The sequence below is a fragment of the Kitasatospora sp. NPDC089509 genome, assembly GCF_044749365.1.
Taxonomy (GTDB): Bacteria; Actinomycetota; Actinomycetes; order Streptomycetales; family Streptomycetaceae; genus Kitasatospora.
In genome coordinates, this window is the sequence record NZ_JBIVHS010000001.1 from 112,285 (window position 1) to 136,702 (window position 24,418).

The 24,418-nt window shown below is 72.8% G+C and carries 22 protein-coding genes; 17 read left to right on the top strand and 5 right to left on the bottom strand.

Annotated elements, in window-relative coordinates; all coding sequences use genetic code 11:
* Positions 1 to 19: 19 nt before the first annotated feature.
* Positions 20 to 1,657 carry an amidohydrolase gene (locus ACIP4P_RS00335; RefSeq protein ID WP_400913140.1) on the top strand — a complete coding sequence of 546 codons (1,638 nt, stop codon included), beginning with the start codon at positions 20 to 22 and terminating at the stop codon, positions 1,655 to 1,657.
* 73 nt (positions 1,658 to 1,730) lie between these two features.
* Here ACIP4P_RS00335 and ACIP4P_RS00340 read toward each other — a convergent pair whose 3' ends face one another.
* Positions 1,731 to 2,438: a TetR/AcrR family transcriptional regulator gene (locus ACIP4P_RS00340; protein WP_400913141.1), complete on the bottom strand. Its 708-nt coding sequence runs from the start codon at positions 2,436 to 2,438 to the stop codon at positions 1,731 to 1,733.
* Between the two features lie 459 nt (positions 2,439 to 2,897).
* On the opposite strand from ACIP4P_RS00340, the gene ACIP4P_RS00345 reads away from it, so the two are divergent.
* Together ACIP4P_RS00345 and ACIP4P_RS00350 are read left to right on the top strand one after the other, a co-directional pair.
* Positions 2,898 to 5,657: an SdrD B-like domain-containing protein gene (locus tag ACIP4P_RS00345; RefSeq protein ID WP_400913143.1), complete on the top strand. Its 2,760-nt coding sequence runs from the start codon at positions 2,898 to 2,900 to the stop codon at positions 5,655 to 5,657.
* Between the two features lie 171 nt (positions 5,658 to 5,828).
* A complete protein-coding gene (locus tag ACIP4P_RS00350; protein ID WP_400913144.1) occupies positions 5,829 to 6,626 on the top strand; it encodes a hypothetical protein in 798 nt (265 codons plus the stop codon).
* 25 nt (positions 6,627 to 6,651) lie between these two features.
* On the opposite strand, the gene ACIP4P_RS00355 is transcribed toward ACIP4P_RS00350, so the two are convergent.
* Complete coding sequence (locus ACIP4P_RS00355) at positions 6,652 to 8,334, bottom strand: FAD-binding dehydrogenase (RefSeq protein ID WP_400913145.1); 1,683 nt, start codon at positions 8,332 to 8,334, stop codon at positions 6,652 to 6,654.
* Positions 8,335 to 8,434: 100 nt separating this feature from the next.
* Between ACIP4P_RS00355 and ACIP4P_RS00360 the strand changes: the two genes are divergently transcribed.
* Complete coding sequence (locus tag ACIP4P_RS00360) at positions 8,435 to 9,643, top strand: helix-turn-helix domain-containing protein (protein WP_400913147.1); 1,209 nt, start codon at positions 8,435 to 8,437, stop codon at positions 9,641 to 9,643.
* Between the two features lie 30 nt (positions 9,644 to 9,673).
* Here the strand turns inward: ACIP4P_RS00360 and ACIP4P_RS00365 are convergent, their stop codons facing one another.
* From ACIP4P_RS00365 to ACIP4P_RS00375, 3 genes are all read right to left on the bottom strand, one after another.
* Complete coding sequence (locus tag ACIP4P_RS00365; RefSeq protein WP_400913150.1) at positions 9,674 to 10,879, bottom strand: MAB_1171c family putative transporter; 1,206 nt, start codon at positions 10,877 to 10,879, stop codon at positions 9,674 to 9,676.
* On the bottom strand, positions 10,869 to 11,384 hold the full coding sequence (locus tag ACIP4P_RS00370; RefSeq protein ID WP_400913152.1) for a hypothetical protein: 516 nt from the start codon (positions 11,382 to 11,384) through the stop codon (positions 10,869 to 10,871). The genes ACIP4P_RS00365 and ACIP4P_RS00370 overlap by 11 nt, the downstream gene beginning before the upstream one ends.
* 214 nt (positions 11,385 to 11,598) lie before the next feature.
* Positions 11,599 to 12,090 carry a hypothetical protein gene (locus ACIP4P_RS00375; RefSeq protein WP_400913154.1) on the bottom strand — a complete coding sequence of 164 codons (492 nt, stop codon included), beginning with the start codon at positions 12,088 to 12,090 and terminating at the stop codon, positions 11,599 to 11,601.
* Positions 12,091 to 12,450: 360 nt separating this feature from the next.
* Here ACIP4P_RS00375 and ACIP4P_RS00380 point away from each other — a divergent pair, with 360 nt between their 5' ends.
* The 13 genes from ACIP4P_RS00380 (at position 12,451) to ACIP4P_RS00440 (ending at position 24,369) form a co-directional block, all read left to right on the top strand.
* Complete coding sequence (locus ACIP4P_RS00380; RefSeq protein WP_400913156.1) at positions 12,451 to 13,128, top strand: response regulator transcription factor; 678 nt, start codon at positions 12,451 to 12,453, stop codon at positions 13,126 to 13,128.
* Between the two features lie 428 nt (positions 13,129 to 13,556).
* Positions 13,557 to 15,023, top strand: coding sequence for an FAD-dependent monooxygenase (locus tag ACIP4P_RS00385; protein ID WP_400913158.1), 1,467 nt, complete (start codon positions 13,557 to 13,559; stop codon positions 15,021 to 15,023).
* A gap of 61 nt (positions 15,024 to 15,084) precedes the next feature.
* Positions 15,085 to 15,411: a TcmI family type II polyketide cyclase gene (locus ACIP4P_RS00390; RefSeq protein WP_400913160.1), complete on the top strand. Its 327-nt coding sequence runs from the start codon at positions 15,085 to 15,087 to the stop codon at positions 15,409 to 15,411.
* Positions 15,411 to 16,682 carry a beta-ketoacyl-[acyl-carrier-protein] synthase family protein gene (locus ACIP4P_RS00395; RefSeq protein ID WP_400913163.1) on the top strand — a complete coding sequence of 424 codons (1,272 nt, stop codon included), beginning with the start codon at positions 15,411 to 15,413 and terminating at the stop codon, positions 16,680 to 16,682. The genes ACIP4P_RS00390 and ACIP4P_RS00395 overlap by 1 nt, the downstream gene beginning before the upstream one ends.
* Positions 16,679 to 17,896 carry a ketosynthase chain-length factor gene (locus tag ACIP4P_RS00400; protein WP_400913165.1) on the top strand — a complete coding sequence of 406 codons (1,218 nt, stop codon included), beginning with the start codon at positions 16,679 to 16,681 and terminating at the stop codon, positions 17,894 to 17,896. The genes ACIP4P_RS00395 and ACIP4P_RS00400 overlap by 4 nt, the downstream gene beginning before the upstream one ends.
* Before the next feature lie 43 nt (positions 17,897 to 17,939).
* Complete coding sequence (locus tag ACIP4P_RS00405; protein ID WP_400913166.1) at positions 17,940 to 18,212, top strand: acyl carrier protein; 273 nt, start codon at positions 17,940 to 17,942, stop codon at positions 18,210 to 18,212.
* Positions 18,213 to 18,299: 87 nt separating this feature from the next.
* Positions 18,300 to 19,085 (top strand): 3-oxoacyl-ACP reductase FabG, encoded by a 786-nt coding sequence (fabG, locus tag ACIP4P_RS00410; protein WP_400913167.1) that lies wholly within the window; start codon positions 18,300 to 18,302, stop codon positions 19,083 to 19,085.
* Positions 19,086 to 19,122: 37 nt separating this feature from the next.
* Positions 19,123 to 20,067: an aromatase/cyclase gene (locus ACIP4P_RS00415; RefSeq protein WP_350518429.1), complete on the top strand. Its 945-nt coding sequence runs from the start codon at positions 19,123 to 19,125 to the stop codon at positions 20,065 to 20,067.
* A gap of 2 nt (positions 20,068 to 20,069) precedes the next feature.
* Complete coding sequence (locus tag ACIP4P_RS00420) at positions 20,070 to 21,542, top strand: FAD-dependent monooxygenase (protein ID WP_400913169.1); 1,473 nt, start codon at positions 20,070 to 20,072, stop codon at positions 21,540 to 21,542.
* Positions 21,543 to 21,575: 33 nt separating this feature from the next.
* Positions 21,576 to 22,337 (top strand): SDR family oxidoreductase, encoded by a 762-nt coding sequence (locus ACIP4P_RS00425; protein ID WP_400913172.1) that lies wholly within the window; start codon positions 21,576 to 21,578, stop codon positions 22,335 to 22,337.
* 55 nt (positions 22,338 to 22,392) lie between these two features.
* On the top strand, positions 22,393 to 22,713 hold the full coding sequence (locus ACIP4P_RS00430) for a VOC family protein (protein WP_350518426.1): 321 nt from the start codon (positions 22,393 to 22,395) through the stop codon (positions 22,711 to 22,713).
* 33 nt (positions 22,714 to 22,746) lie between these two features.
* Entirely contained in the window at positions 22,747 to 23,883 is a 1,137-nt protein-coding gene (locus tag ACIP4P_RS00435; RefSeq protein WP_400913174.1) for a glycosyltransferase, read from the top strand.
* 78 nt (positions 23,884 to 23,961) lie between these two features.
* On the top strand, positions 23,962 to 24,369 hold the full coding sequence (locus ACIP4P_RS00440) for a cobalamin B12-binding domain-containing protein (protein WP_400913177.1): 408 nt from the start codon (positions 23,962 to 23,964) through the stop codon (positions 24,367 to 24,369).
* Positions 24,370 to 24,418 lie beyond the last annotated feature (49 nt).

A 24,418-nucleotide genomic window follows, 5' to 3' on the forward strand; every position in this document is an offset into this window, starting at 1 on the left:
CGAGAACGGAGCACCACCCATGACCGAGGCCGATCTGGTCCTCACGAACGGCCCCGTCCACACCGGCGACGCCGCCCGCACCCGGGCGAGCAGCCTGGCCGTCACCGGCGAGCGGATCACCGCCGTCGGCCACGACGAGGTCCGCGCGCTGATCGGGCCGAACACCGAGGTCGTGGACCTCGCCGGCCGGCTGCTGATGCCCGGGTTCCAGGACGCCCACGTGCACGCCGTGTTCGGCGGCGTCGAGCTGGCCGCCTGCGACCTCTCCGGCACCGTCGGGGTGGCCGACTACCTGGACCGGATCCGCGCCTACGCCGGCGCCAACCCCGGTCAGACCTGGATCACCGGCAGCGGCTGGTCCCTGGAGAGCTTCCAAGGCGGCCTGCCGACGCGGCAGTTGCTCGACTCCGTGGTCCCGGACCGCCCGGTCTACCTCACCAACCGGGACCACCACGGCGCCTGGGTCAACACCCGGGCGCTGGAACTCGCCGGCCTCACCCGGGACACCCCCGACCCGGCCGACGGCCGGATCGAACGCGAACCCGACGGCACCCCGGCCGGCACCCTCCAGGAGGGCGCCACCGCCCTGGTCGCCCGGCTGGTGCCGCCGCCCACCGCCGCCGAGCGGCTGACCGGCCTGCTCCGGGCCCAGCGCCTGCTGCACTCGCTCGGCATCACCGGCTGGCAGGACGCCCTGCTCGGCGAGTTCAACGGCCAGCCGGACCCCTCCGACGCCTACCTGGCCGCCGCCCGCTCCGGCGCGCTGACCGCCCGGGTGACCGGCGCGCTCTGGTGGGACCGCGACCGGGGCGCCGAGCAGATCCCCCAACTCGTCGAGCGGCGAGCGGAGTTGAGCCACGGCCGGTTCCGGGCCGGCTCGGTGAAGATCATGCAGGACGGCATCGCGGAGAACTTCACCGCCGCGATGACCAGCCCCTACCTGGACGGCTGCGGCTGTGCCACCGCCAACTCCGGCCTCAGCTTCGTCGATCCGGCCGCACTGTGCGGGTACGTCACCGAACTGGACGCGCTCGGCTTCCAGGTGCACTTCCACGCGCTCGGCGACCGCGCCGTCCGCGAGGCCCTGGACGCCGTCGAGGCCGCCCGGACGAAGAACGGCCGGCGCGGCACCCGGCACCACCTCGCCCACCTCCAGGTGGTGCACCCGGACGACCTGGCCCGCTTCGCGCCGCTCGGCGCCGTCGCCAACATCCAGCCGCTGTGGGCCGCCCACGAACCGCAGATGGACGAGCTGACCATCCCCTTCCTCGGTCCCGAACGCGCCGCCCGGCAGTACCCGTTCGGCGCGCTCCAGCGGGCGGGCGCCACCCTGGCGGCGGGCAGCGACTGGCCGGTGAGCAGCCCGGACCCGCTGGCCGGACTGCACGTGGCGGTCAACCGGCGGGAACCGGGCGCCGTCGACAGCCGGGTCTTCCTTCCCGAGCAGCGCCTCGACCTGGCCTCCGCCATCGCCGCGTACACGGCCGGCTCCGCCCATGTGAACGGCCATGACGACGCCGGCACCCTGGCCGTCGGGAACCTGGCCGACCTGGTCGTCCTCGACCGCGACATCTTCACCGCCCCGCCCGAGGAGATCGCCGACGCCCGGGTGCTGCGGACGTATGTGGGGGGTGAGGCGGTCCACGTCGCCGACTGAGGAAGACGCCCGCTCCGGGCACCGCCGCCCGCCGACCGCCGCCCTCGGTCGGTGGGCGGCGGATCCGTCCCGTTCAGCGGGCCTCCGCCGGGAGGCGGGCCGCGGCGGCGTCCAGGAGGAGGTCGAGGGCGTACGGGTAGCCGCTGCGGCGCATGTCGGTGGTGAGCAGATGGGCGGTGGCGGCGATGTGGGGGTGGGTGGCGGCGTCGAGGCGGGCGTAGCAGGCCTGCCAGACCTGGAGGTCCGCCGTCGCCGCGGCGGCCGGGAGGGCGAGGGCGGCGGCGTCCAGGGCGGCGAAGCCGAGGCTCTGGTCGACGAAGGCGTGGTAGATCCGGACGGCCTCGCCGTCGGGGAAGCCCGCGGTGCGCAGCACGCCGAGCATGGCCTCGACGGCGGCGGTCTCGTGGCCGCGGCCGGTGGTGCGGTGGGCCGCGAGCAGGGCGGCCTGGGGGTGGGCCAGATAGGCGGAGTGGATCCGCAGGCCGATGGCGCGCAGGTCGGCGCGCCAGTCGCCGGTGGGCCGCCAGCCGTCCTGGGCACGGCCGATGAGTTCGTCGGCGAGGGCCAGCAGCAGGTCGTCGGTGCTGTGGAAGTAGCGGTAGACGGCGCTGGGGTCGGCGCGGAGGGCCGCACCGAGCCGGCGGACGGTGAGGGCTTCGGCGCCGTGCTGTTCGACCAGCCGCAGGGCGGTGTCGATGATCAGTTCCGCCGAGAGCACGATGCCCTGCTTGGTGGGCCGCCGGCGGCGGCGCTGGGGCTCGGGGACCACGCGTTCGCTCATGCCCCGCAGATTATGTCAGCGGTGTTGACGGAGGACAGGGGTCGGCCGCGGATCGCGGGCGAAGGTTGCTCCTGGGGCTGGTGGGTTGGAATGAATAGTGCGCGGTTCTGTGCGGGCTGTGCCGAATTTCCGGGGCATTCGTAGTGCTGTTCGAGGTGCGGTCACCCTCCGCAGTCGAGCGTCTTTGTCGACTTACCGCTTGTTCCGTGTCCGGAGTGTGTCCGGAGCCCGATTCGCGCTGGTCGGACCGGCCGCGCCGTGAGTACCCGCCGAGGGGCTGCGTCATGGAGACGTCTGAGGGATCGTCAAAGTTCCACGTTCTGCCACCCAGTTGGGTGAATTCCCTTTAAGCTCACGTTAACCACGGCGGTTTCAGGCCACGCTGTGGGCCTCCTCAGATAGTCGGGCCATTAGGCCTTTCGGACGATGAGAGCAGGGATGAGAACAACGAATGAACTGATGAACGGCGCCGCATGCGGCCCGGACCGGCCGCGGCCGGGCCGGTCCGGCCGTCGCGCCGTCGGCCGCATCGCGGCGCTCGCCATCGTCGTCGGCGGCAGCTCGCTGGCGGCGGTCCCCTCGGCGGTCTCGCAGACCGGCGACGGTTCGGTCACGGTCCGGGTGATCCGGGCCGTGGACAACTCGGGCACCTGGACGCCCGCGCTGGAACCGAACATGGCGGGCGTCAAGGTGACCCTCACCGATGACGCCGGCGTCTCGATCGACGGCACCACGGCGGCGGACGGCACGGTCACCCTGTCGCCCGCGACCAGCAAGGCCACCGGCGGCAAGTACCGGGTCCAGGTGATCAACCCGAAGCCGGGCGTGCTCTTCCCGGCCTTCGCCTCCCGGCAGGGGCTGGACGGCGCGCCGACCCAGCTCAGCTCCAACGAGGAGTTCGTCGACCTCTCCGGGGGCAAGAACGTCTCGTACACCACCGGTCTCTGGAACCCGGCGGACTACTGCCAGAAGAACGCGCCGCTGGCGACCGCCTGCCAGACCGCGACGTACCAGGGCAAGTCCCAGCGCACGCTGGTCACCTACCCGTACAACTCGCGCGGCCAGGACGGCGCGCCGGGCAACGCGGTGACGACCAACCTCGCCACCGACGGGGACACCGGCACGATCTTCGGCATCACCTGGAGCAAGGCCGACAAGCGGGTGTTCTCCGCGGCGACGGCCAAGCGCACCACCGACTACGGCCCCGCCGGTTCCGGCGGGATCTACGTCACCGACATGACGCAGACTCCGGCGAAGACGACCGTCTTCACCACCGTGCCGAACGCGGGCAGCACCGCGCACGGGGCGGGGACGGACGACGCGTTCCTCGACGTGCCCGGAAAGGAGAGCCTGGGCGGCATCAAGATCACCGACGACGGCAAGGACCTGTTCGTCGTCAACCTCAACGACCGCAAGCTCTACCGCTACGACGCCACCGCGCCGAACGCCGCGGCGCCGAAGGCCTCGTACCCGATCCCCGACCCCGGCTGTCCGTCGGCCGGGGACTGGCGTCCGTACGGCCTCGGCCTGAACGACGGCGTCGGCTACCTCGGCGGGGTCTGCTCCGGCGAGTCCACCGGCAAGCTCAGCGACGTACGCGCCCTGGTGCTGCCGTTCGACCTCGGTTCCGGGGCGTTCGGCAAGCCGGTGCTGGACCAGCCGATGGACTACCCGCGGCTGTCCACCGTCGGTTCGGGCACCTGCGACGGGGCGGGCTGGTTCCCGTGGACCAGCACCTTCCCGGCCTCGCAGAACGGCAAGCCCTGCAACATCACCACCATCGCGTTCCCCGAACCGGAGCTGGGCAAGATCCTGTTCGAGACCGACGGCACGATGCTGCTGGCCTTCAAGGACCGCTTCGCCGACCGCGGCCCGGGCGCCCCGGCGCCCAACTCGGCCACCGTCATGTCCGGCGGCGACCTCGACAAGGCCTGCCCGTCGAACGGCATGTACGTGATGGACGTCAACCTCGGCTGCGGCAAGACCGTCCGCGGCGCCCGGTTCTTCTCCACCGGCTGGGACGAGGTCGGCCACCACAACACGGTGTTCGCGGGCGCGGCGCTCTCCAAGGTCGAGAGCACCGTGGCGGCCTCCGCCTTCGACCCGGACCACACCCCGGTCGGCTACGGCACGTCGTTCATGGAGCGCGCGGACGGCAGCCACGACCCGAAGTTCGGGCTGCGGCTGACCCCGGCGACCACCAGCTCGCCGTTCGGCAAGGGCGCGGCGATGGGTGACCTCGAAGTGCTCTGCGACCAGGCGCCGCTGCAGATCGGCAACCGGGTCTGGTACGACCCCGAGCGCAAGGGCATCCAGAACCCGGGTCAGAAGCCGGTGGCCGGAGCCACCGTCAACCTCTACGACGAGTCCGGAAAGGTGGTCGGCACCACCAAGACGACGGCGCGCGGCGAGTACTACTTCGACGACAGCGACGTCCCCGGCGGCCTCAAGCCGCACACCAAGTACACCATCCGGATCGACAACCCCGCCGACTACGCCAAGGGCGGCCCGCTGTACCACTGGGTGCCCACGGACCACGACGTCGGCGACAACCACTTCATCGACTCCAAGGGCATCGTCCCGGCCGGGGCCAGGTTCCCCGAACGGGCGCTGACCACCGGCGGACCGGGCGAGAACGACCACACCTTCGACTTCGGCTACCGCCAGCAGGAGGGCGCGCTGAAGCTGGTGAAGAACGACCAGGACGGCAAGCCGCTGGCCGGTGCCAAGTTCCAGCTGTGGCACGAGACCAACGGCACCGACGGCCTGCAGACCACCGGCACCACGCCCGACACGCCCGTCGGTGACCCCTGCACCACCGGGACCGACGGCCTCTGCCAGGGCAGCGGTGTGCCCGGGACGTACTACTGGCAGGAGTTGAGCCCGCCCGACGGCTACTCGGCGCCCGACAACACGGTCTTCGGACCGCTGGTGCTCACCGCCGACAACCTGGACGACGGGGTCAGCGTGACGGCCGTCAACAAGCTGATCCCCACTCCGACACCCACCGCGTCGGCGACACCCACGCCGACCCCGACCCCGACCCCGAGCTCCCCGCCGAGCACGCCGGCCCCACCGGCGCCCGCTCCCGGCGGTGAACTGCCGCACACCGGCGCCAGCAGCGGGATGCCGCTGATCGCGACCGGCGCCGCGGCGCTGATCGTGCTCGGCACGGCGCTGTTCGTGCTGGTGCGCCGACGCCGGGCCCAGCACCGATGACCGACCCGCACTGACGGGGTGACGCCCGGACCGGGCGGGTTCGCGGACCGGAAGGCCCGCGGACCCGCCCGATTCCCGTGTCCGACCGCTGTCCGACGGCGGTCCGACCGCTGTTCGACCGCCCACCCGCCCGACCGCCGACCCGACGCACCGATCGGAGAACCCGAGAGCATGGCCCGGAAGACGAAGGCCGCCGCCGCCCCACCGCCCCGGCGCAGCCGCACCCGCTGGTGGACGGCGCTGATCGCGTTCGCGGTGTGCGCCGCCGCGGCGGGCGGGTTCGCGGTGTACCGGGCCACCTCCGCCGGGGCCGCCGACCGGCCGGTCACCACCGACGAGGCCGCCCGGCTGGCGCTCTCCCGGCTGCACCTCTACCAGGCCAGTCCGGTGGGGGTGGTGCTCACCGCCGACGAGGGCGGGGGAGTGCGGATCCGGGTCGAGGGCGTGGTGGACTACCGCACCCACCGGGGCGTGGGCCGCTACCGCTCGACCGGCGCCGGCGGTGGAGCGCTGGACCACGGGCTGATCATCTGGGACACCGACGGCCTCGGCCTGGCCCCCGAACCGACCGACGACCGGAGCCCGTACTGGCAGCAGGCCGAGCAGGTCCCCCGGGCCGGCTGGTCCCCGCGCAGCTACACCGCCGACCCGCTGGACGCCGGCCTGCAACTGCTCACCCAGGTCGGCGCGGACCGCCCGGACAACCCGCTGCTGCTCGCCCAGTCCGGCGCCCGCTGGCTCGGCCGGGACCGGATCGACGGCCGCGACTTCGACCGCTTCGCCGGCCCGCGCGCCCAGGGCGCCGCGCCGGACGGCAACCGCTCGCCGCTCACCTACTGGGTGGACGGCGACGGCACCCTCGGCCGGCTCACCATGCGGATGCCGGGCCTGGGCACGCCGACCGCCATGGACTTCTCCGGCCGCAACGCCGATGCCAAGCTGCCCGAGGCGCCCTGGCTCACCGACTGACCCCGGCCCATCGGCCGGGCCCGGCTCACCGACCGGTGCTCCTCGGAGCCCGGCCCAGCGCCAACCCGGCGGCCCGCCCCGAGAAGATGCAGCCGCCCAGGAAGGTGCCCTCCAGCGCGTTGTACCCGTGCACGCCCCCGCCGCCGAAGCCGGCCACCTCCCCGGCGGCGTACAGGCCGGGGACCGGGGCCCCGTCGTCGCCGAGGACCCGGGAGTCCAGGTCGGTCTGCAGGCCGCCGAGGGTCTTGCGGGACAGGATGTTGAGCCGCACCCCGATCAGCGGGCCGTGCGCCGGGTCCAGGATCCGGTGCGGCCTGGCCACCCGGGCGATCCGGTCGGTCAGCGAGCGGCGGGCGTTGTGGATCGCCATCACCTGCACGTCCTTGCTGAACTCGTTGTCCAACTCCCGGTCGCGGGCGACGATCTGGCGCTCGATGTCGGCGGCGTCCAGCTTCGGGCCGCGGGCGATCCCGTTCATGGCCGCGACCAGTTCGGGCAGGGTCCGGGCGACCACGAAGTCCTCGCCGTAGCGCTTGAACCGCTCCACCGGGCCGGGCGCGCCCTTGGCGAGCCGGCTCCGCAGCGCGACCCCCAGGTCCCGGCCGGTCAGATCGGGGTTCTGCTCCGAGCCGGAGAGCGCGAACTCCTTCTCGATGATCGACTGGGTCAGGACGAACCACGAGTAGTCGTGACCGGTGGCCAGGATCTGCTTCATCGCGCCGATCGAGTCGGCCCCCGGCACCCCGGACATGCCGCTCAGCCGGCGCCCCTCGGCGTCGAACCACATCGAGGAGGGGCCGGGCAGGATCCGGATGGCGTGGTCCGGCCAGACCGGGTCCCAGTTGTGCACGCCCTCGGTGTAGGCCCACATCCGGTCGCGGTTGACCACCCGGCCGCCGGCCCGCTCGGTGATCGCCAGCATCCGGCCGTCCACGTGGGCGGGCACGCCGGAGATCAGGTGCTCGGGCGCCGGGCCGACCCGCTCGACGGGCCAGTTGGCGCGCATCAGCGCGTGGTTGTGCCCGATGCCGCCGGAGGTCACCACCACCGCCGTGGCCCGCCGCTCGAACGGCTCGACCTCCTCGCGGGAGGAGCTGACCCCGCGTGCGGAGTCGTCGGGCGCCAGCACCGAACCCCGGACGCCGACCACCGCGCCGTCCTCGGTCAGCAGCTCGTCCACCCGGTGCCGGAAGGCGAACCGCACCAGCCCGGCCCGCTCCGCCCGCAGCACCGGCCGCAGGAAGGCCTCCACCACCCCGGGCCCGGTGCCCCAGGTGATGTGGAAGCGCGGCACCGAGTTGCCGTGGCCGGTCGCCGAACCGGCGCCCCGCTCCGCCCAGCCCACCAGCGGTACCACCCGGTGGCCCAGCCCGCGCAGGTACTCGCGCTTGCCGCCGGCCGCCCAGGCCAGGTAGGCCTCGGCCCAGCGACGCCCCCACAGGTCCTCGTCGTCCGGCCGGTCGAAGGCCGCCGAGCCGAACCAGTCCTGCCGGGCCAGCTCCAGCGAGTCCTTGACGCCGAAGCGGCGCTGCTCCGGGCTGTCCACGAAGAACAGGCCGCCGAGCGACCAGAAGGCCTGGCCGCCCAGGTTGCGCCGGTTCTCCTGCTCGACCACCAGCACCCGCCGGCCGGCCAGCGCCAGCTCGTGGGCCGCCACCAGTCCGGCCAGTCCGGCCCCGACCACGATCACCTCGGGCTGGAACGGCATGCGGCTCTCCCTCCGGGCAGTCGCCGTCGCCGGGCGCGACGGCCGTGCCCTCCCATGGTCGCGGGCGGGCCGCGGGCGCCGACACTAGGCTTGTCAGGTGGTGACGAAGAAGACTGTGCCACCGGCACAAGACCCCTCGGCGGAGCGGCACCGGGCCGTGGCGCGGATCCTGGCGGACGAGTCGGGCATGGTGGAGGCCTTCCTGGCCGCCGTCGCCCGGGAGATCCCGGCCTACGCCAACCTGGACCCCCGGCAGCTCGACGAGGTCCGCTCGATCATCGTCTGGACCTTCCGCCGGGTGCTCGAACTCTGGTCGTCGGACGGTGAGTTGGAAGCCGAGGACCTTAGGATGTTCCGCGGCGTGGGCGCGGTCAGGGCGCGCGACGCCCGCCCGCTGGCGGCGGTGCTGCGCGCCTACCGGGTGGCCGCGCTGGCCTTCTTCGAGCGGATCGGCGAACGCTTCGACGACGCCGTCACCGTCCGGGACCTGAGCGCCCTCGCCCGGGTCTGGCTGACCGTGCTCGACCAGTCCTCCGAGGCGATCTTCGACGGCTACGAGTCCACCGGGCGCCGCCTCGGCGAGGACCGCGAGCGCTCGCTGCGCGCACTCCTCACCGACCTGCTGCTCGGCCGGCAGAGCCACGCCGGCACCCTGCGCGCCCGGCTGCGCGAACTGGACGCGGAACTGCCCGCCGCCTTCGACCTGTCGGTGGTCTCCCCGGCGGGGGAGGACGTGGCGGGCGCGGCGGCGCTGGTGGCCGAGGCGCTGGACGACCGGGCCGCGGGCGAACCGGCCGGCCCCGGGATCACCACGCTGCACACCGTCCTGGACGGCGTCGGGGTGGCCCTGGTCAAGGCCGTCGACCCGGCGGAGCTGCACCGGCTGGCCGACGGGCACGGGCTCACCGGCGCGCTGCTCACCGGCGTCACCGCCGCCGCCGCGCCGCGCTCCTACCGGCTCGCCGTCCACGGCCTGCGGCACGCCCCGCCGCTGGTGTGGACCGAGCGCCGGGTGCTCGACCGCGGCGACCTGGAGGTGGTGGCCCTGGTGACCGGGCACCCGGACGCCGACCCCGCCCGGGTCGTCGAAGCCGTCCTCGGTCCGCTCGCCGCGGACGCGACCACCCGGCGGACGCTCGACACCGTGATCTACGCCGACGGCGCCGCCGCGGCCGCCGCCCGGCTGCACCTCCACCCGCAGACCGTCCGCTACCGGCTGCGCCGGCTGGCCGCCGTCACCGGCCGGGATCCGCGGACCCCGTGGAACCGCTTCGTCTTCCAGACCGCCCTGCTGGCCGGTCCGCGCTAGGGCGGGACCGGGCCTGGAGCCGGGCGGTGCTCAGTCGGCGGCGACGGCGCAGCCGGCCGCCGGCACCGGTTCGTCGCCCCGTCGGTGGCTGAACTCCGCGACGAGGGACGAACGGTAGGCCTTGGCGACCTGGATCAGGAAGGCCGCCTCGGCCTCCAGGTCGGCGCCGCCGGACACCGAGAACTCCGCCTTCTGCGTCGAGCACGGCGCGCAGTCGGCGGTCGGGGTGGCGACGCCGACCCGCAGCACGCAGGCGAGCACGGTCGCGTCGGCCTGCTCCGGCGCGACCGCGGCGGCCGCGACGTACCGCTCCGCCGCGTCGAGCAGGTCCAGGGGGGTGCCGTCGCGCAGTACCAGGACGGCGTCCCGGATCTCGATGATCTTGCGGTAGGCGAGCAGGTTCCAGGAGCCGTCCGGCCGGAGCACCTCGCGGATCCGGGAGCGCGGGATGCGCAGGGTCACGTGCGGCACCACCGTGACCAGTTCGTACCAGAGCGGCCACAGCCGCCGGACCGTCGCCAGGTCGTGGACCTTGCGGCGCAGGCTGATGAGCCCGGGTGCGGCCAGCGCGACGGCGCGCAGCAGGCCGTGCAGGCCCATCAGCAGCGGCAGCGCCGCGACGATGTCGGGGTTGCGGACGGGCAGGTAGACCAGGTAGCCCAGCCAGTAGAGGCCGGCGCAGGCGGTGCCCCAGCCGAACAGGTTCAGGCAGAGCCGGAGCGTCCGGTTCTCGCTGCGCCGACCGTAGCGCCAACAGACCAGGCAACAGACGATGTTGGCCGCGAGCTGGATGCCGATCAGCAGCAGCCAGTATGTGGTGGAGGGATCCGGGGCGCCGACCGCGGGGATGGTGTGCTCGGCGTGCGGCGGGGCGTTGAGGTCCAGCGTGAGCAGGGCGGCCATGCCGAACAGGGCCGCGACGTGCAGGCCGAACCGCAGGCGCGGGTGGTCGGTGGTGAACAGCACGAAGTCGAGCACCGCCGCGGCCGAGACGACGCCGGTCAGGTTGCGGATCAGGTCGACGAGGTCCGCCGAGCCGATCACGTGGTGCAGCAGGCGCAGGACCGGTGGCACGTTGAGGGTCATCGCGCCGGCGGCCGTCGCGATGCCGAGCCAGAGGCTCCGCTGCCACGGCGAGCGCGCCGCGGCCGGCGCCCGGAGCAGCACCGTGAACCACAGTGCGGCGATGCTCACGTTCTCCAGCAACTGGCCGTAGTGGTTCAGTTCAGCGAGCATGCCGCTCACCGACGCCCATCGCGGCCTCCAGCTTGCCCAGCACGCTGACCGGCTGCTCGGGGGTGGCGTCGTCGGCGGTGGTGCGGATCAGGCTGGCCAGCATCTCGGCCTCCTGCTCGTGCCGGGTGCCGTAGTTGGTGCGGGCCAGGTAGCGCCGGAGCAGGTCGGGGCCGAGGTCGCTGAAGATCTCGCTCATGCTGGCGGGTTCGGCCATGGACAGCGTCCGGTGGTCGAAGAGCATGTGGCCGATCTCGTGCAGGACGATGTGTTCCTGATGTGGTAGAGATGTGTTGCGTTCCACGAAGATGAAATCGCTGGTGCTGGTCGAGAGCCAGAGCCCGCAGGCGCCGATCGCTCCGGCCTCGGGCGGCAACGGCATGAGGTGCAGCGGTCGTTTCCGCTGTTCGGCCAACTGGTCGCAGAGCGCTTCGACGGAGAACGGCCGCGGCAGGTCGAGTTGATTGACTATCTGTTGGCATTCACGACGCAGGTTTCGGTACAGCAACTGCTTCCCCCAGGCAGAGTTTGATGGCGCAGCGTCGACCTGTGGTGTGTTCGGGCACACCTGGCCGATGATTCACTTCGTGCCGCAGACCTCCCGGCGGGCGGTCGGGCCCGCCGTCCGACGACGGTGTCGGAATGCGTCGTGGCAGGGCTGACGACCCGTGCGCGTCCGGAGGGCCCGAAGGCTCCGGACGGCCGGGCCGTCCTGGTTCCACCTAGGAGCCGGGTCGCTTCCCGGTGGGGGTGTCATCCGCGCAGTGGACCACGTCGTCGACCGGCGAGAGGCGCTCTAGCTTGCGGGCTTCGTTGACCATCACCAACAGTGCTTCCAGGGCCTGGGCCGAGAGGCCGTCGGCCCGCAGGGCGATGCTGCGCACCCGTGCGTCGCGCAGCGCGAGCATCGCCTTGAGCTGGGTGTCGACCCGGTCGGCCACGTCCTCGCTCAGGAAGTACTCGGCCGGCACGCCGAAGAACTTGGCCAACACGGTGAGTTGATCGAGCGTCACATTGCGTTTCTTGCCCGTGGCGAGTTCCCACAGGTAGGTGCCCGAGATGGTGCCGCCGGTCGACTCGCGGATCTCCTTGGCCAGCTTGGTGTAGCCGGGTCGCTTCCGTTCGTCGGGGTACATGGTGCCGATCAGTCCCTGGAGCCGCTCGTCGAAGCTCTGGACGGTCGGTCGACCGGCCGGTGAATCAGCACTGGTCATCTGTTGCCCCTCCCTCCAGGGTCGGGCCTGACACCCGGACCCGGAAACTCTGCGGGCCCACTCTCCCACGGCCGTGCTGCTGTCCGCCATAGTTGACAGCTGTTGCCAACCATGGCGTACGCTGCCGAACCTGAGGGTCAGTCATGGCGCACTCAAGGCCGGGTGGAGGGGCTGGAGGCGGTTCCCGTCGGGGAGTGAGGGCGAGGAGGGGTGGCACCGCCGTGTCCAGGCGTCGCGGTCCGCTTCGTCATGCCCGCACACCCGTCGATCCCCCCGTTCGCCGGCTTCGGGTCCTCAGCCGCACAACCGTCGACCGGACCACCGGTCAGCGGCTATCGGGCGTTGAGAACGGGGGAGTCAATGCAAGTTCTTTTGGCCGAATCCGATGCGGGCCACGCCGGCACCCTGCAGCAGAGTCTCCGGCGGCACGGCTACGACGTGGGGATCGCCTCCAACGGGGTGGCCGCCCTGGAGGCGCACCGCGAGTACGACCTGATGTTGCTCGGGCTGGAACTCATCGACATCGACGGCCTGGAGATCTGCCGGGCGGTCCGTGCGTCGAGCGAGATCCCCATCATCGCGCTGACCGCCCGGGACACCGAACTGGACCGGGTGCTGAGTCTGCAGGCCGGCTGTGACGACTGCCTGGCGAAGCCCTACGGATTCCGGGAGCTGGCCGCCCGCATCGAGGCCGTCATGCGCCGGTCCCGGCGTCAGCCGCCGAGTGTTCACCGAATTGTTCGCGGGCCTTTGAGTATTGACCGGGAAAGCCGCGAGGTGCGCCTCGACGGGCGCTCGATCGCCATGACCAGAAAAGAATTCGACCTGCTTCATATTCTGGCGTCCGAGCCCCGGGCGGTGCTTTCCCGGGAACGCCTGATGTCCGAAGTCTGGAAGGAGACGAGAGGGACCGGGGCGGTGGGCCGTCAGGTCAGTCGGACCCTCGACACCCACGTCAACATGGTGCGCCAGAAGCTCGGTGACCACGAATGGATCGTGACCGTGCGAGGCGTGGGATTCCGTTTCGGCCACTACTAGTCCCGCGTAGTCCCGCATGGTCCCGCGCCGGTCCCCGTACCGGCCCCCACACCCCCGATCTCACCGACACCGCCGCCCCCCGGGGCGGTACGACGGCCGGGCCCGCACCGCATTCGCGCGGTGCGGGCCCGGCCGTCCGTCGTTCCGGGCCCGGCCGTTCCGGCGGCTCGGACCCCCGGGTGCGCCGCCGGTCCCGGGCGTCGTTCCGCCCTCGTGTGACGCTCGACACAATTGTCGTTCCACTGACCCATGGCTTGCCCGGCGCTGCTGTTTTGACATTCCCCTGACCTAGCCCTTTCACGGCCGCGGATAAGGCCCTTGACTTCCCCCGGGTCAACGAACAATCTCTTCGAAGGCTCGATTGCGCGGTGCCGGGGCCGGCCGGTCGAAGTCCGTCCAGGAATTCCAACAGCAGCCAGGGGGAACACATGGATGCGTCAGTCATTGTGGTGGGGGCGGGCCCGGCGGGATTGATGCTGGCCGGTGAACTACGCCTCGGTGGCGCCGACGTGATCGTGCTGGAAAAGAATGCGCAGCCCACCGGTGAGTCCCGTGGTCTCGGTCTGAGCATCCGCACCATGGAGGTATTCGACCAGCGCGGACTGCTGTCCCGTTTCGGAAATGTCGAGACCAGCGGCCAGGGGCACTTCGGTGGTGTCCCGGTCGACTTCGACGAACTGGACAGCAGCCGGCTGCCGGCCAAGACGGTCCCCCAGTCCCGGACCGAGGAGGTCCTGGAGGCCTGGGCCCGGGAACTGGGCGCCGACATCCGCCGCGGCCACGAGGTGCTCGCGGTGCACGACGGCGGTGCCGAGGTCGAGGTCGAGGTCGTCGGCCCGGCCGGTGCGTCCCGGCTGCGGGCCGCGTACCTGGTCGGCTGTGACGGCGGGCGCAGCGTCATCCGCAAGGCCGTCGGCTTCGACTTCCCCGGTTGGGCGGCGACCCGCGAGCTGTTCCTGGCCGACGTCCGCGGCCTGGACCTCGAACCGCGGATGATCGGCGAGACCGTGCCCGGCGGCATGGTGATGGTCGGACCCCTCGGTGACGGGATCCACCGGCTCATCGTGGGGGAGCGCGACGCCCCGCCCCGGCGGCGGACCGAGCCGCCCGCCTACGCGGAGATCGCCGCCGCCTGGCAGCGGCTGATCGGCACCGACATCTCGCACGGCGAGCCGGTCTGGCTCAGCTCGTTCTCCGACGCGGCCCGCCAGGTGTCCGAGTACCGGCGCGGCCGGGTGCTGCTGGCCGGCGACGCGGCGCACATCCACCTGCCGGCCGGCGGCCAGGGCCTGAACACGAGCGTCCAGGACGCGGTGAACCTGGGCTGGAAGCTGGCCGCGGTGGTGCGCGGCACCGCCCCGGAGGACCTGCTGGACACCTACCACGGCGAGCGCCACCCGGTGGGCCGGCGCCTGCTGATGAACACCCGGGCCCAGGGGGTGCTCATGCTCGGCGGCGACGAGGTCCAGCCGCTGCGCGAGGTACTGGGCGAACTGCTCGGGTTCGACGGGGTGAACCGCCATCTGGCCGCCATGGTCAGCGGGTTGGAGATCCGCTACGACGTCGGATCGGACGGCCACCCGCTGCTGGGCCGCCGGCTGCCGCCGCTCGGACTCGACACCGCGGCGGGCCCCACCACCGCCACCGAACTGCTGCACCCGGCCCGTGGCGTGCTGCTGGACCTCACCGCCGACCCCGCGCTGCGCGAGGCCGTCGGACCGTGGTCCGACCGCGTCGACCACTGCGTCGCCACGGTGCGCGACCTCCCGGACGACAGCCCGCTCAAGGCCACGGCGGCCGTCCTGGTCCGCCCCGACGGGCACGTCGCCTGGACCCCCGAAAGCCACCAGGAGCCGACGGCCGCGCTCCGGCGCTGGTTCGGCCCCGCCCGCTAGCGGGCCCCGCCGACCAGACCCTGCCCGACCGACGGCCCAGCTCGACCGAAGGAGAAGCTCTGTGCACAGCAACCTGATCGTCGCCCGGATGGAGATCGGCTCCAGCAACGAGGTGGCCCGCCTCTTCGGTGCGTTCGACGAGACCGACATGCCGCACCGCATGGGCACCCGGCGCCGCCAGCTGTTCGCCTACCGCGGCCTGTACTTCCACCTCCAGGACTTCGACGGTGAGCACGGCGGCGAGCGCATCGAGACGGCCAAGGAGGACCCCCTGTTCGTGCAGATCAGCCAGGACCTCAAGCCGCACATCGAGGCCTACGACCCCGACACCTGGCGCTCGCCCTCCGACGCCATGGCCACGCGCTTCTACCACTGGCAGGCGCAGTGATGGCCGGACGCCGGGTCGTGATCACCGGGGTCGGGGTGCTGGCCCCGGGCGGCATCGGGACCAAGAACTTCTGGACGCTGATCAGCGAGGGCCGGACGGCCACCCGCGGGATCACCTTCTTCGACCCCGCGCCGTTCCGCTCCCGGGTCGCCGCCGAGGTCGACTTCGACCCCTACGAGCACGGCCTGCGGCCGCAGGAGGTCCGCCGGATCGACCGGGCCGGCCAGTTCGCCGTGGTCGCCGCCCGCGAGGCGGTGGCCGACAGCGGGCTGGAGCTGGACCAGCTGGACCCGGCCCGCACCGGCGTCACCATCGGCAGCGCGGTCGGCGCCACCACCGGTCTCGACGACGAGTACCGGGTGGTGAGCGACAGCGGCCGGCTCGACCTGGTCGACCACCGCTACGCCCCCAAGCACCTCTACAACTTCTTCGTGCCCAGCTCCTTCGCCACCGAGGTCGCCTGGTCGGTGGGGGCCGAGGGCCCGGTGACCGTGGTCTCCACCGGATGCACCTCCGGGCTGGACTCGGTCGGGCACGCCGTCGAGCTGATCCGCGACGGATCGGCCGACGTGATGATCGCCGGTGCCACCGACGCGCCGATCTCGCCGATCACCATGGCCTGCTTCGACGCGATCAAGGCGACCACCTCGCGCAACGACGACCCCGAGCACGCCTCCCGGCCCTTCGACGCCACCCGCAACGGGTTCGTCCTCGGCGAGGGGGCCGCCGTCTTCGTCCTGGAGACCCTGGAGCACGCCCGGCAGCGCGGGGCCACCGTCTACGCCGAGATCGCCGGCTTCGCGACCCGCTGCAACGCCTTCCACATGACCGGGCTGCGCCCGGACGGCCTGGAGATGTCCGAGGCGATCGACACCGCGCTGGCGGAGGCCCGGCTGGACGCCGAGGGGATCGACTACATCAACGCCCACGGCTCGGGCACCGTGCAGAACGACCGGCACGAGACCGCGGCGTTCAAGCGCAGCCTGGGCGAGCACGCCCGCCGGGTGCCGGTGAGTTCGATCAAGTCCATGGTCGGCCACTCGCTGGGCGCGATCGGCTCGATCGAGATCGCCGCCTCGGTGCTGGCGATCCGGCACGACGTCGTCCCGCCGACGGCGAACCTGCACACCCCGGACCCCGAGTGCGACCTGGACTACGTGCCGCTCACCGCCCGGGACTGGCGCACCGACGCGGTGCTCACCGTGGGGAGCGGGTTCGGCGGGTTCCAGAGCGCGATGGTGCTGACCGACGCGGACAGGAGCAGGGCATGAGCAGCACGTCCGTCGTGGTCACCGGACTGGGCGTGACCGCTCCCAACGGGCTGGGCGCCGAGGAGTACTGGGCCGCCACCCTGGAGGGCCGCAGCGGCATCGCCTGGATCACCGCCTTCGACCCGAGCGACTACCCGGCCAAACTGGCCGGCCAGATCGACGGGTTCGTGGCGGCGGACCACCTGCCCAGCCGGCTGCTGCCGCAGACCGACCGGATGACCCAGCTCGCGCTGGTGGCCGCCGACTGGGCGCTCGCCGACGCCGGGGTGGACCCGCAGACCCTGCCCGCCTACGACATGGGCGTGGTGACGGCCAGTTCCTCCGGCGGCTTCGAGTTCGGCCAGCGGGAACTGCAGAAGCTGTGGTCCCTGGGCGCGCGGCACGTCAGCGCGTACCAGTCCTTCGCCTGGTTCTACGCGGTCAACACCGGGCAGATCTCCATCCGGCACGGCATGCGGGGGCCGAGCGGCGTCCTGGTCAGCGACCAGGCCGGCGGCCTCGACGCGATCAGCGTCGCCCGGCGCCAGATCCGCAAGGGCAGCCGGCTGATCGTCACCGGCGGCGTCGACGCCTCGATCTGCCCGTGGGGCTGGGTGGCGCAACTCGCCGGGGAGCGGCTGAGCACCAGCGAGGACCCGGAACGGGCCTACCTCCCGTTCGACGCCGACGCCGCCGGCCACGTGCCCGGCGAAGGGGGCGCACTCCTCGTCCTGGAGGCCGCCGACGCCGCGCGCGAGCGCGGTGCGGAGGTCTACGGCGAGATCGCCGGGTACGCCGCTACCTTCGATCCGCGCCCCGGCAGCGGACGCGCGCCCGGTCTCCGCCGGGCGATCGAACTCGCCCTGGCCGACGCCGAGATGACATCGAATCAGATCGACGTGGTGTTCGCGGACGCGGCCGGGCTGCCCGACCTGGACCGGATCGAGGCCGAGGCGATCACCGCGGTCTTCGGCCCGCGCGGAGTGCCGGTCACGGCGCCCAAGACGATGACCGGGCGGCTCTACTCGGGGGCGGCTCCGCTGGACGTCGCCTGCGCGCTGCTGTCCCTGCGCGAGGGCGTGATCCCGCCCACCACCGGTACCTCCCCCGACCCCGACCACCAGCTCGACCTGGTGACCGGCAGCCCGCGCGAGACGCGGCTGCGCACGGCGCTCGTGCTGGCCCGCGGCCACGGCGGCTTCAACTCCGCCCTGGTCGTGCGTGCGGCGCGCTGACCCGTCCACCACCAACCCGAGAACGCGACATCCAAGGAGCGACATGACTGCCCGGGAATTCACCCTGGAGGACCTCAAGCGGATCCTGCGCGAGGCGGCCGGCACCGAGGAGGGCGTCGACCTGGAGGGCGAGATCCTCGACGCCGAACTGGCCGCGCTGGGCTACGAGTCCCTCGCGCTGCTGGAGACCACCGGCCGGATCGAGCGCGAGTTCGACATCACCCTGGACGACTCCGTGGTGACCGAGGCCAAGACCCCGCGCGCGCTGCTGGAGCTCGTGAACGAGCACCTGCTGGCCGTCGCCGCGGCGGCCTGAGCACCGCACCGGTCGCCGCGCCGGAGCACCCGGAGGTCCGGGCCGGCGCCACCCATCACATCAGCCGACGCACCACCAGGAGGGGACATGCCGGACACCGGACAGCGGGTGGCTCTGGTCACCGGAGCCACCAGCGGAATCGGACTGGCGGTGACGCGCGCCCTGGCCGCCCAGGGGCACGCGGTGTTCATCTGCGCCCGTAACGCCGACAACGTGGCCCGTACGGTCGAGGAGCTGCGGGCCGAGGGCCACACCGTCGACGGCGCGCACTGCGACGTCCGGGACCGCGAGGACGTCCGCGCGCTGGTGCGGACGGCGGTGGAGCGGCTGGGCACCATCGACGTGCTGGTCAACAACGCCGGCCGCAGCGGCGGAGGGGTCACCGCCGACATCGACGACGAGCTGTGGGAGGACGTCATCGCGACCAACCTCACCAGCGTCTTCACCCTGACCCGTGAGGTGCTCAACGCCGGTGGCATGCGCGGCAAGGAGCGCGGCCGGATCATCAACATCGCCTCCACCGCGGGCAAGCAGGGCGTGGTGCTGGGTGCGCCCTACTCGGCCTCGAAGCACGGCGTGGTCGGCTTCACCAAGGCGCTCGGCAACGAGCTGGCCCCGACCGGGATCACCGTCAACGCGGTCTGCCCCGGCTACGTGGAGACGCCGATGGCGCAGCGGGTCCGCCAGGGCTACGCCGCCGCCTACGCCACCACCGAGGACGCGGTGCTGGAGAAGTTCCAGGCCAAGATCCCGCTCGGGCGCTACTCGACCCCGGAGGAGGTGGCCGGCCTGGTCGGCTACCTGGCCTCGGACACCGCCGCCTCGATCACCTCCCAGGCGCTCAACGTCTGCGGCGGCCTCGGCAACTTCTGACCGGCAGTCCGCCGCGATCGACCGAAGGAGAACAGCAATGCCCCAGCAGGCTCACCGCGAGGTCGAGCACGAGATCACCGTCGACGCGCCCGCCGAGGCCGTCTACCGGTTGATCGCCGAGGTCGGGAACTGGCCCCGGATCTTCCCGCCGACCGTCTACGCCGACCACGTGGAGCGTGCCGAGGACCACGAGCGGATCCGGATCTGGGCCACCGCCAACGGCGCGGTCAAGAACTGGACCTCGCGCCGCACGCTGGACCCGAAGGCGCTGCGGATCGGCTTCCGCCAGGAGGTCTCCGCGCCGCCGGTCGCCGCGATGGGCGGCGCCTGGATCATCGAGCCGCTCGGCCCGACCGGGTCCCGGGTGCGGCTGCTGCACGACTACCGGGCGATCGACGACGACCCGCAGTCGCTGGCCTGGATCGACGAGGCGGTGGACCGCAACAGCCGTTCCGAGCTGGCCGCCCTCAAGCACAACGTCGAACTCGCCACCGCCGCGGACGACCTGCTGTTCTCCTTCGAGGACACCGTGCAGGTCGCGGGCTCGGCCAAGGACGTCTACGACTTCCTCAACGAGGCCCAGCTGTGGTCCGAGCGGCTGCCGCACGTGGCGACGGTCCGGCTCACCGAGGACACCCCCGGCGTGCAGACCCTGCGGATGGACACCCGCACGGTGGACGGCCACACCCACACCACCGAGTCGATCCGGGTGTGCTTCCCGGACGAGCTGATCGTCTACAAGCAGACCACCCTGCCGGCGCTGATGACCCTGCACACCGGCCAGTGGCGGCTGGTGCCGAACGCGGACGGGGTGTCGGTCACCTCCCAGCACACGGTGGTCGTCAACCCGGAGAACATCGCGGCCGTCCTCGGCGCCGAGGCCGGGGTCGAGCAGGCCCGCCAGCACATCCGGACCGCGCTCAGCGCCAACAGCCGCGCCACCCTGGGGTACGCCAAGGCCCATGCCGAGGGCCGGAGTTGACCATGGACACCCAGGTGATCGTGGTGGGCGCGGGCCCGGTCGGGCTGCTGCTCGCCGCGGAGCTGCGGCTGGGCGGCGTGGAGACGGTCGTGCTGGAGCGGCTGGCCGCCCCGTCGACCGCCTCCCGGGCCTCGACCCTGCACGCGCGCACCATGGAGTTCTTCGACCAGCGCGGCCTGGCGGCCGAGTTGGGCACACCCCCCAACGACGGCGCCGGGCACTTCGGCGGCCTGCCGCTGGACCTGGGCGGGCTGGACACCCGGTACCCGGGCCAGTGGAAGGTGCTCCAGGCCCGCACCGAGGAGTTGCTGCACGCGCGGGCCACCGACCTGGGCGCGCGGATCCTGCGCGGCCACCTGGTCACCGGGCTGCGGCAGCACCCCGACCACGTCGAGGTGGAGGCGCAGGGCCCGGCCGGGCCGGTGCGGCTGCGGGCCGCCTACCTGGTCGGCTGCGACGGCGAGGAGAGCACGGTGCGGCAGCTGGCCGGCATCGACTTCCCCGGCGCCGCGGCCGACAAGGAGCTGCTGCGCGCCGACGTCGACGGCATCGACATCCCCGGTCGGCGCTTCGAACGCTTCCCCACCGGGATGGCCGTCGCCGCCCGGCGTCCGGACGGCGTCACCCGGGTCATGGTGCACGAGTTCGCGTTCCGGCCGGCCCCGCGCACCGGCCCGCCCGCGTTCGCTGAGGTGGCGGCCGCCTGGGCGCGGGTGACCGGGGAGGCCATCGGCCACGGCACCCCGCTCTGGGTCAACGCCTTCGACAACACCTGCCGGCAGGCCGCCCGTTACCGCCTGGGGCGGGTCCTGCTGGCCGGGGACGCCGCCCACCAGCAGATGCCGGTCGGCGGACAGGCGCTGAACCTGGGACTGCAGGACGCCGCCAACCTCGGGTGGAAGCTGGCCGCCGAGGTCCGCGGCCGGGCGCCGGCCGGGTTGCTGGACAGCTACCACGACGAGCGGCACCCGGTCGCCGAGCGGGTGCTGGCCGGCATCACCGCCCAGTCCCACCTGCTGCTCGGCGGTGCCGAGGTGGACGGCCTGCGGGCGGTCTTCGCCGAACTGCTCACCCTGGACGGCGTGGCCGAGCACCTGGCGAGCGGCATCGCCGGACTGGACGTCCGCTACCCGCTCGGCCCGGGGGACCATCCGCTGCTGGGCGCCCGGCTGCCCGCCTTCGAGCTGGCGACCGGTCCGCAGCGCGGGGACGTCCTGCGGCTGCTGCGGACCGGCCGCGGCCTGCTGCTCGCCCTGAGCGGCGACGAGGACCGCACCGCCCGGCTGGCCGCCGAACTCCGGCCCTGGGCCGGGCGGGTGGACCTCGCGGCCGGCTGGCCCGGCCACGGCACCGGTGCCGACCTGGCGGGCCACGACCTGCTGGTCCGCCCGGACGGCCACGTGGTCTGGGCCGACACCTCGGGGGCCCTGGGGCCCGCGCTGCTCCGGTGGTTCGGCGCGCCCACCGGCGACTGACCACCTCACCCCACTCACGAGAAGAGGACGATCATGCCCAAGCTGACCGACAGAACCGCCCTGGTCACCGGCGCGAGCCGAGGCATCGGCCGGGCGATCGCCGAACGGCTGGCCCGGGAGGGCGCGCTGGTCGCCGTGCACTACGGGACCAGTGCGGAGGCCGCCGAGCAGGTGGTCGCCGGCATCCGCGCCGAGGGCGGCCGGGCCTTCGCCGTGCAGGCCGAAATGGGCCCGGCCGAGGGCGTCGACACCCTCTTCGCGAGCCTGGAGGCCCAGCTCAAGGAGCACACCGGCGACACCCGGCTGGACATCCTGGTGAACAACGCCGGCATCATGGGGACCGCCCTGCCGGGGGAGATCACCGACGAGTGGTTCGACCGGATGATGACGGTCAACGCCAAGGCGCCGCTCTTCGTCACCCAGCGGGCCCTGGGCCTGATCCCCGACCACGGCCGCATCATCAACATCTCCTCCGGCCTCACCCGGTTCGCCGCCCCCGAGCAGGTGACCTACGCGATGACCAAGGGCGCGCTGGAGCAGGTCACCCTGCACCTCGCCCGCCACCTGGGCCGGCGCCGGATCACCGTCAACACGGTGGCCCCCGGCAGCACCGACAACGGCAGCGAGGTGTTCCAGAACCCGGAGATCCGGGCGGTCATGTCGCAGTTCAGCACCTTCGGGGACGTCGCCGAGCCGGCGGCGATCGCCGACGTGGTGGCCTTCCTGGCCTCCGAGGACGCGCGCTGGATCACCGGCGCCTTCGTCGACACCAGCGGCGGAACGCTGCTCGGCTGACCCGCACACCCGGCGGACCGCTCCCGGCGGGCCGCTAGCGAAAGGACTCCCACGCATGTTCGGCGAATTCACCGCCACCCTGATCAAGTGCGCCAACTTCGAGGAGATGCGCGCCTTCTACCGGGACCGGCTCGGCCTTCGCACCGTCAAGGAGGGCGAGAACTGGATCACGCTGGACAGCGGCGGCGGCCGCGAGATCGTGCTGGGCGGGGACACCGGCGGGGACACCATGGCCCTCGCCTTCACCGGGGCGGACCTGGCCCGGGCCCGGGAGGCGCTCGCCCCGGTCGACCCCAGCGAGATCGAGCAGCACGACACCATGCACCGCTTCTTCGTCCGGGACCCGGACGGGAACACCGTTCTGATCATCGACTGATCCCGTCGACTCCCTCCTGATCCTGGAGAGTTCGTGAAGATTCTGTTCGTCGCCAGCGGCAGCCCGGCGACGGTGTTCGCGCTGACCCCGTTGGCCACCGCCGCCCGCAACGCCGGTCACCAGGTGTTCATGACCGCGGTGGAGGACATCGTCCCCTACATCGCGGGCGCCGGCCTGCCCGGTGTGGCGGACGCGCCGGCCTCGGTGCGCCGCTTCGTCACCACCGACCGCGCCGGCAATCCGGTCCGGATGCCCCGGACCAAGCAGGAGGAGCTGGAATTCGCCGGCGGCTGGTTCGGCCGGATGGCCGCGGCGAGCATGCCGGCGCTGGTGGAGCTGACCGAGCGCTGGCGCCCGGACCTCGTGGTCGGCGGCTCGATGTCCTTCGCTGCCGCGCTGATCGCCGCCCGGCTCGGCGTGCCCTACGTCCGGCAGGCCTGGGACACCGGCGACGCCTGGCGCACCGACCCGGCCGCCGGCGTCGAACTGCGCCCGGAGCTCACCGAGTTGGGACTGGACCGGCTGCCCGCGCCGGACCTGTTCATCGACATCTGCCCGCCGGGGCTGCGCCCGGCGGACGCCCCGCCCGCCCAGCTGATGCGGTGGGTCCCGGCCAACGGGCAGCGCCCGCTGGAGCCGTGGATGTACACCCGCGGCGAGCGGCCGCGGGTGGTCATCACCTCCGGCAGCCGGCTGGTGGTCGCCAAGAAGACCAGCTTCGTGCGCGAGCTGGTGGGCGACCTCGCCCCGCTGGGCGCGGAGATCGTGATCGCCACCCTGGACGAGGCCGCCGAGGAACTGCGCGCGCAGTTGCCCGGCGTGCGCGTCGGCTGGGTGCCGCTCGACGTGGTCGCCCCCACCAGCGACCTGATCATCCACCACAGCGGCGGGGTCACCGCCCTGACCGCGATGAACGCCGGGGTCCCGCAGCTGGTGGTCCCGCAGGGCGGCAACTTCGTCGAGGCGGCGGAGCGGATCGCCGACTTCGGCGCCGCGATCAGCCTGGAGCCCGGCCAGGACACCGCCGAGGACGTCCGCAAGGCCGCCCTGACGCTGCTCAACGAACCGTCCTACCGGGAGCGGGCCGGTGAGCTGGCGGCCCAGATCGCCGCGATGCCCCCGGCCGCCGAGGTGGTCGGCGCGCTGGAGCGCCTGGCCGCCCGGCACTGACCCGAGTCCGACCCCCCTGACCCGAGTCGAACCCCCCCCCCTGACCCACCCACCCATCGAGCCGTGGAGGCGACAACCATGCAGGAGAACAACCAGATCCGGATCGTGATGGCCATGCCGGGCACCGGCGGCCCGTCGGCGGCCCCGCTGGTCCAGGCGCTGAACGACGGCGGCATCGAGACCTTCACCGGACCGCTGAACACCGTCGAGCAGGTGGTGGAGGCCGCGATCGAGAAGAACGCCGACGCGGTCTGCATCTCCAGCGTGCAGGGTGAGCACCACACGCTGTTCGCCCGGACCATCGAGCTGCTCCGTGAGCGCGGGGCCGACCGGGTCACCGTGTTCGGCGGCGGCGTCATCCCGCTGTCGGACGTGCCGGCGTTGAAGGAGCTCGGCGTCGCGCAGGTCTTCACCGCCGGGACGGTCCTGCCGTCGGTGGCCCGCTGGGTCCACGAGAACGTCAAGCCGGGCGCGGGCGCCAAGTAGCGCCCCCACGTGGTGGGCCGCGCCCGCGTCGGCCCACCACGCCCCCAAC

Bases quoted from the DNA above. Each gene is read 5' to 3' on its own strand.
- ACIP4P_RS00430 (WP_350518426.1), top strand. From the start codon at position 22,393: ATGTTCGGCGAATTCACCGCCACCCTGATCAAGTGCGCCAACTTCGAG.
- ACIP4P_RS00440 (WP_400913177.1), top strand. From the start codon at position 23,962: ATGCAGGAGAACAACCAGATCCGGATCGTGATGGCCATGCCGGGCACC.
- ACIP4P_RS00345 (WP_400913143.1), top strand. From the start codon at position 2,898: ATGAACGGCGCCGCATGCGGCCCGGACCGGCCGCGGCCGGGCCGGTCC.
- ACIP4P_RS00355 (WP_400913145.1), bottom strand. From the start codon at position 8,334: ATGCCGTTCCAGCCCGAGGTGATCGTGGTCGGGGCCGGACTGGCCGGA.
- ACIP4P_RS00385 (WP_400913158.1), top strand. From the start codon at position 13,557: ATGGATGCGTCAGTCATTGTGGTGGGGGCGGGCCCGGCGGGATTGATG.
- ACIP4P_RS00420 (WP_400913169.1), top strand. From the start codon at position 20,070: ATGGACACCCAGGTGATCGTGGTGGGCGCGGGCCCGGTCGGGCTGCTG.
- ACIP4P_RS00365 (WP_400913150.1), bottom strand. From the start codon at position 10,879: ATGCTCGCTGAACTGAACCACTACGGCCAGTTGCTGGAGAACGTGAGC.
- ACIP4P_RS00415 (WP_350518429.1), top strand. From the start codon at position 19,123: ATGCCCCAGCAGGCTCACCGCGAGGTCGAGCACGAGATCACCGTCGAC.
- fabG (WP_400913167.1), top strand. From the start codon at position 18,300: ATGCCGGACACCGGACAGCGGGTGGCTCTGGTCACCGGAGCCACCAGC.
- ACIP4P_RS00350 (WP_400913144.1), top strand. From the start codon at position 5,829: ATGGCCCGGAAGACGAAGGCCGCCGCCGCCCCACCGCCCCGGCGCAGC.
- ACIP4P_RS00395 (WP_400913163.1), top strand. From the start codon at position 15,411: ATGGCCGGACGCCGGGTCGTGATCACCGGGGTCGGGGTGCTGGCCCCG.
- ACIP4P_RS00380 (WP_400913156.1), top strand. From the start codon at position 12,451: ATGCAAGTTCTTTTGGCCGAATCCGATGCGGGCCACGCCGGCACCCTG.
- ACIP4P_RS00335 (WP_400913140.1), top strand. From the start codon at position 20: ATGACCGAGGCCGATCTGGTCCTCACGAACGGCCCCGTCCACACCGGC.
- ACIP4P_RS00405 (WP_400913166.1), top strand. From the start codon at position 17,940: ATGACTGCCCGGGAATTCACCCTGGAGGACCTCAAGCGGATCCTGCGC.
- ACIP4P_RS00375 (WP_400913154.1), bottom strand. From the start codon at position 12,090: ATGACCAGTGCTGATTCACCGGCCGGTCGACCGACCGTCCAGAGCTTC.
- ACIP4P_RS00400 (WP_400913165.1), top strand. From the start codon at position 16,679: ATGAGCAGCACGTCCGTCGTGGTCACCGGACTGGGCGTGACCGCTCCC.
- ACIP4P_RS00340 (WP_400913141.1), bottom strand. From the start codon at position 2,438: ATGAGCGAACGCGTGGTCCCCGAGCCCCAGCGCCGCCGCCGGCGGCCC.
- ACIP4P_RS00425 (WP_400913172.1), top strand. From the start codon at position 21,576: ATGCCCAAGCTGACCGACAGAACCGCCCTGGTCACCGGCGCGAGCCGA.